This window comes from Bradyrhizobium sp. 23 (genome assembly GCF_023073295.1).
GTDB lineage: Bacteria > Pseudomonadota > Alphaproteobacteria > Rhizobiales > Xanthobacteraceae > Bradyrhizobium > Bradyrhizobium canariense_D.
This window is the reverse complement of sequence record NZ_JADPJF010000116.1, coordinates 21832-26989: the sequence shown is the minus strand read 5'-3', so window position 1 is coordinate 26989 and position 5158 is coordinate 21832. Positions and strand designations below refer to the sequence as shown.

The 5158-nt window shown below is 58.1% G+C and carries 4 protein-coding genes and 1 pseudogene; all 5 read left to right on the top strand.

The window, feature by feature from the left end:
• Positions 1–133 precede the first annotated feature (133 nt).
• Positions 134–1024, top strand: coding sequence for a hypothetical protein (locus tag IVB32_RS28735; RefSeq protein WP_018458379.1), 891 nt, complete (start codon positions 134–136; stop codon positions 1022–1024).
• A gap of 36 nt (positions 1025–1060) precedes the next feature.
• A complete protein-coding gene (locus IVB32_RS28730; protein WP_018458378.1) occupies positions 1061–1597 on the top strand; it encodes a hypothetical protein in 537 nt (178 codons plus the stop codon).
• A 2-nt stretch (positions 1598–1599) separates the two neighbouring features.
• Positions 1600–2043 carry a hypothetical protein gene (locus IVB32_RS28725; RefSeq protein WP_018458377.1) on the top strand — a complete coding sequence of 148 codons (444 nt, stop codon included), beginning with the start codon at positions 1600–1602 and terminating at the stop codon, positions 2041–2043.
• Positions 2024–4147, top strand: a complete 2124-nt coding sequence (sctV, locus tag IVB32_RS28720) for a type III secretion system export apparatus subunit SctV (RefSeq protein ID WP_247344790.1) — start codon at positions 2024–2026, stop codon at positions 4145–4147. The genes IVB32_RS28725 and sctV overlap by 20 nt, the downstream gene beginning before the upstream one ends.
• 814 nt (positions 4148–4961) lie before the next feature.
• A pseudogene (locus IVB32_RS28715) lies at positions 4962–5158 on the top strand (hypothetical protein); the annotation flags it as partial.

Genomic DNA, 5158 nt, shown 5'->3' with positions numbered 1-5158 from the left:
CGGATAACGGTGAAAGGCGGGGCGAATCTCGCCCCGCCGTTCCCGTCGTCGGGGCGATGTGAGTGGTGCGGCCTAGGAATGAGTCGTGCGACCAATCGCCCTGCCGTGCTCCTCATAGTTCGGAGAATTGTCCGTGAATGAGGCCGCCTCCTTACATTTCGAGGTACTGTCGGGACCTTATGCTGGGCTAAGCGGGAAGGCGGCTGTCGGAACGAGTCTTATCGGTAGCGGCCTCGACGCGGATATGGTTTTCGTCGAACAAGGGCTTGAGCCGCATCACCTACGTATCACCCTCGTTGGCAATTCAATCGAGCTTGAGGCTCTTGCGACCGTAAGCACCCCAGAGGGCGAAGGGGATATCGCCGCAGGTGAGCGTGTTGTTCTTTTTCTTCCCGCCGTCATTCGTGCGGGCGCCATGTCTATTCGCTGGTCGATGCAGAATGCGATTGAGGCTCGGTCGATCAGCCTCTCGCGCGTTTGGATCTCAGCTCTCGCCCTCGTGCTCCTCAGCTTTCTTGGCGTAGGCAGTCTCTCGACGATTTTCTTCAAAGCCAGCGGAAGTGCACCGACCGGCATTGCTCCGCCTGCCGCAGAGCTTGTACCCAAGCTGGGTATGAACCGGCCTGACGATCGGCGAGCTCAGGCTGCGGCCGAAGTGCTGAAACAGGAAATTGATAAGGCGGGCCTGCTCGATATCAGGGTTGGTTCGGGGCCGGGTTTTGTTAGCGCTGAGGGAAAAGTCACGCCTGCAACCGTTGCGAAATGGCAGGAGCTCCAGCAATGGTTCGATGGTCGTACATACGGTGCGGTGACACTGGTGAACGGAGTGATCGTCAAGGAGGAAAAGCAGCCATCCTCAATCGCGATCGAAGCTGTTTCGCGCGGACCCCAGCCCTATCTCCTTGTCGGTGGGCAGAAGTATTTCGTCGGCGCTCTCTTGGCCGACGGATGGGCGGTCACTCGAATCGAGGATGGGCGTGTGCTGCTAAGCCGCAATGGCCGCGTTGTTGCCGTTCCGTATTAGGGTTTCCGGGCCCGAAGGAAGGATAAGGAGATCGTCATGTCAAAGGTGTCCCGCTACGATGTCGGGCCTGGCACTGCTTCGCAGAGACTCAGCGAGCACCATCATCAACCAGTGATAGGGCCGACCATCCAACCCAATAAAGGTGAGGCGGACGGTGCTCGTGCAAACGGCGAGAAGGAGCTGGCGTCGATCTGGGGCGAGCTGAACACGCGCTATATGCCGCTGGATCTAGCGATCGAAGCCGCATCGGAGGCCAAAGGTATTGATGCAGTCGGGCGTGTCAGTCTCAACGAGATGCGCACTCGCATTTATGAGCTCGAGCAACGCGCTGGGATGGCATCGCTCTACGGGCGCGATATCGCGCACGATCTACTCTCCTTCGTCACGCCAAGCCTTCGTCATCCGGACATGCTGCGGGCGGAGCGGTATAGCATTGTTCTGGAAGGTCTCGTCCATAAGCTGGCGGCCGCGCCTGCGGATCCGATAGCTGGGGGCGGTATCGTCGTCCTACGGCAGGGACTGCACTGGCTAGCGCTGCTCCGCCGGAATCGGAATAGCTTGATCGAAGCCTAACAATGTTCAACTCCGATGGAGCGCAACGGACGACCAACGTTTCCAAATCCGATAACGACTCACTGAGTTCCGGGCAGGAGCGCGATTTGCTCTGTACACTTTCGTATCTTCACCTTGCATGTGGGCAGAGCGCAGAATGCGTGGCTCTCTTACGACTCATCGTCGGCAAGGACTCGCGAGATGTCGATCTATTACGGATTCTCGCCTATGCCCTCATCTTGGAAGGTCTCGGAGGTGAGGCGTTGCAGGTCATAGATAGGCTGAACACACTTGATGACGAACCCTCGGCGCGTATCTCTTTGATGCTGTTGCGTAGCCACGCCCTGCGGCGGGCCGGCCTCATAGACGAGGCGCTCGCCGCTTTCCAACGCTATGTCTCGTTGCGTGACGGCACTGGCCTGATCAATCAACGATCGGAAGGTCCCCATGACCAGCGTCCTGCGTAAGATCATTGCGCGCGCGTCGGCCAGCTCCGATTTGATGGTCGCGTTGATGCTGCTTCTGACGGTCGGCATGATGATCATGCCGATCCCGATAGTGGCGATCGATACGCTCGTCGGCTTCAATCTGGGCTTCGCCATATTGCTGCTGATGGTCGCTCTCTATATTAGCACTCCACTTGATTTCTCGTCCTTGCCAGGCGTCATTCTGATTTCCACGGTATTCCGTCTGGCGCTCACCGTATCAACGACGCGGCTGATCTTGGCTGAGGGGGATGCGGGCAGCATCATTCGCACGTTCGGTGATTTCGTCATATCGGGGAATATCGTCGTTGGTATTGTCATATTTTTAGTCGTGACCATGGTGCAGTTCATCGTCGTCGCCAAGGGGGCTGAACGCGTGGCGGAGGTGGCGGCGCGGTTCACGCTCGATGCTCTGCCAGGCAAGCAGATGGGAATCGATGCGGAATTGCGCAATGGCCATATCGATCAGAACGAAGCCCGCAGCCGGCGCGCTACATTGGAGAAAGAAAGCCAGCTTTACGGGGCTATGGATGGCGCCATGAAATTCGTAAAGGGCGACGCCATCGCAGGATTGGTAGTTATCTGCGTCAACATGCTGGGCGGGATCACCATCGGCCTGCTCTCCAAGGGCATGTCTTTCCAGGCGGCGCTGCATCAATATACCCTGCTGACCATAGGTGATGCGTTAATCTCACAAATTCCCTCGCTGCTGCTCTCGATTACAGCTGCCACAATCATCACTCGTGTAAATGGGGTCGTAAGGCTCAATCTTGGGACCGACATCGTTAACCAGCTCACAGCAAACTCGCACGCATTGCGGCTGTCTGCCTGCGTCCTCGTTGTAATGGGGGCTATTCCGGGTTTTCCGCTCCCTGTCTTTCTCGTCTTGGCTGCAGTCTTTGCGGCAGCGAGCTTTGCCGACGGTGGGACCCAAAGCGGCAAGAAAAGCGCTGATGTCTCTCGCCCGGCTCCCACAGAGTCTAACAAGGAAATCGTGCCTGCGGAGGCGCTTCCCATCGCGTTGTTCCTTGCGTCAAGTCTGACACGGGCGATCGACAAAGAAGAATTGCAACAGCACATTGCACGCGTTTCGGGACTGATCTCGTCTGATCTCGGCATCACAATTCCGCGCATCCCCATCGAGGTCGACGAGCGCTTGCCAGACCTGCAGTACAGGGTGGATGTCGAGGGCGTGCCCGTCGAGCAGGAGTTAATTGATCCAACCCAGCTCGCACTCCACGACGATCCGGCCAACATTGAATTGAGTGGCATCCCGTTTCGGCATGACCGGGAGACGGATCAAATCTGGATTGAACAGAGCAATGCACCGGCTCTCAAAGCAGCCGGCATCGGGCACCACCGTCCCATTGAAATCCTGGCCTTGCGCGTCCATTCGGCGTTGACCCGCTATGCACAGTGCTTGGTGGGTATCCAGGAGACGCGCCAGTTGCTGGGCCGCATGGAGACGGAATATTCCGATCTGGTCAAGGAGGTGTTGCGTACGACGCCGATCCCTAAAGTAGCCGACGTCTTGCGGCGCCTCCTGGAGGAGGGTATTCCGATCCGGAACACACGGCTGGTTCTGGAGGCATTGGCCGAATGGAGCGGACGTGAACAAAACGTCGTCTTGCTCACGGAACATGTTCGCTCCGGTCTGAGACGGCAAATCTGCCACCGGTATGCCAACGCACACCGCGTCGTGCCGGTCTTTGTCATCGAACGTCAAACCGAGGATATCGTGCGCAGCGCGGTTCGAGAGACTGCCAAAGGACCCTACTTGGTTTTGAGCGACGGGCAAAGCGAGGCGCTGCTCTCAAAAATGCGTCACATCCATTCGAACGTAGTTCGGGCGCAGATCAAGCCGGTTATCCTTGCTTCGATGGATATTCGACGCTTTGTCCGCGGCTTTCTCACCCGTAATGGGATCGATCTTGCTGTTCTATCCTATCAGGACCTTGCCTCGGACTTCACAATCCAGCCTGTTGGATCCATTACACTCGCAGCTGCAAAGGACGACGACGCCCCGTCCGAGGAACTCAGCAACACGCTCCTTGCGCCCGATTCACAGGCGCAGCAGTCAATTTAAGAAGGACCGCATGAATTCACCTCGTAAGGCAGCGCGGTGGCGCTTGGGTTCATTTTGTCTGCTTTCGTGCTCGGCTCTCTTCGCCACTCTGGGGCTCTGCAGTTGCGCTAGCTGGGATAGACCAGCTCTTCAAATGCAAGAGCGGCCGGCGCCAAAGTTGCTCGGCGCCAAAGATATCGATCCAGCTATGCGCGAACGCATTGAGTGCGCGATCGGCCGGACTCCTGACCAGGAGCTTTGCGCGACGCGTTGAAGCAAAAAAGCTCGGAAGATCAACGCAGCGGATCGGTCTTGCGTGTCGATGCGAAAGCGCCTCGCATTGATTGCTCGTCAACGTCTGCCTGGACCTGCGACCTATATGCGCTCAAGACTAAATGCGTTAACTTGAGAACGTGGGACGCTTCGTGAGCCACAACCGCAATACAAGCAATCGCGTCAGCGCAGCGTATTCCGATTGCGCGGACCAAATCACGTTGTCCGCAACGATCGGTGCACGATATCGCGCAATGCAAGCACCCGCCCGCTGCGCTGGCGCTGCCGCCCTACACAAGTGACCCGGGCATACCTAATAGTAGCGGACGTATTGGTTCTGTTGTCTCTTGCTCGAGGTCTCGCCGGCCGGCTATCACGCCTGGCGCGAGCGTCCGGACAGAGCACGCACGACGACCAATGCTGCGCTCTCGACTGATATCTCATCAGGACAGCGGCGCTCGGGGACGGCAACCCACGGGTCTATGCCGCGCTGCGGGCACAAGGACCTGGCGCCAGCCATGGCCGGATCGAATGCCTAATGCATCGGCAAGGCATCGGCGCCATGATGGCCCGGCCGCACCGCGTTGCCGACAGCCGTCATGGCCTGCCGATCGCGCCAAACCTCATCGATCGCAACTTTAGGGCCGCAGCAGCGAACCGGATCTGGCTCGCCGACATCACTTACGTTTCGACTGCAGATGGCTGTTGTACCTGGTGGCGATCATGGACCTCTGTCAACGGGCAGCGAACTTTCCGTGA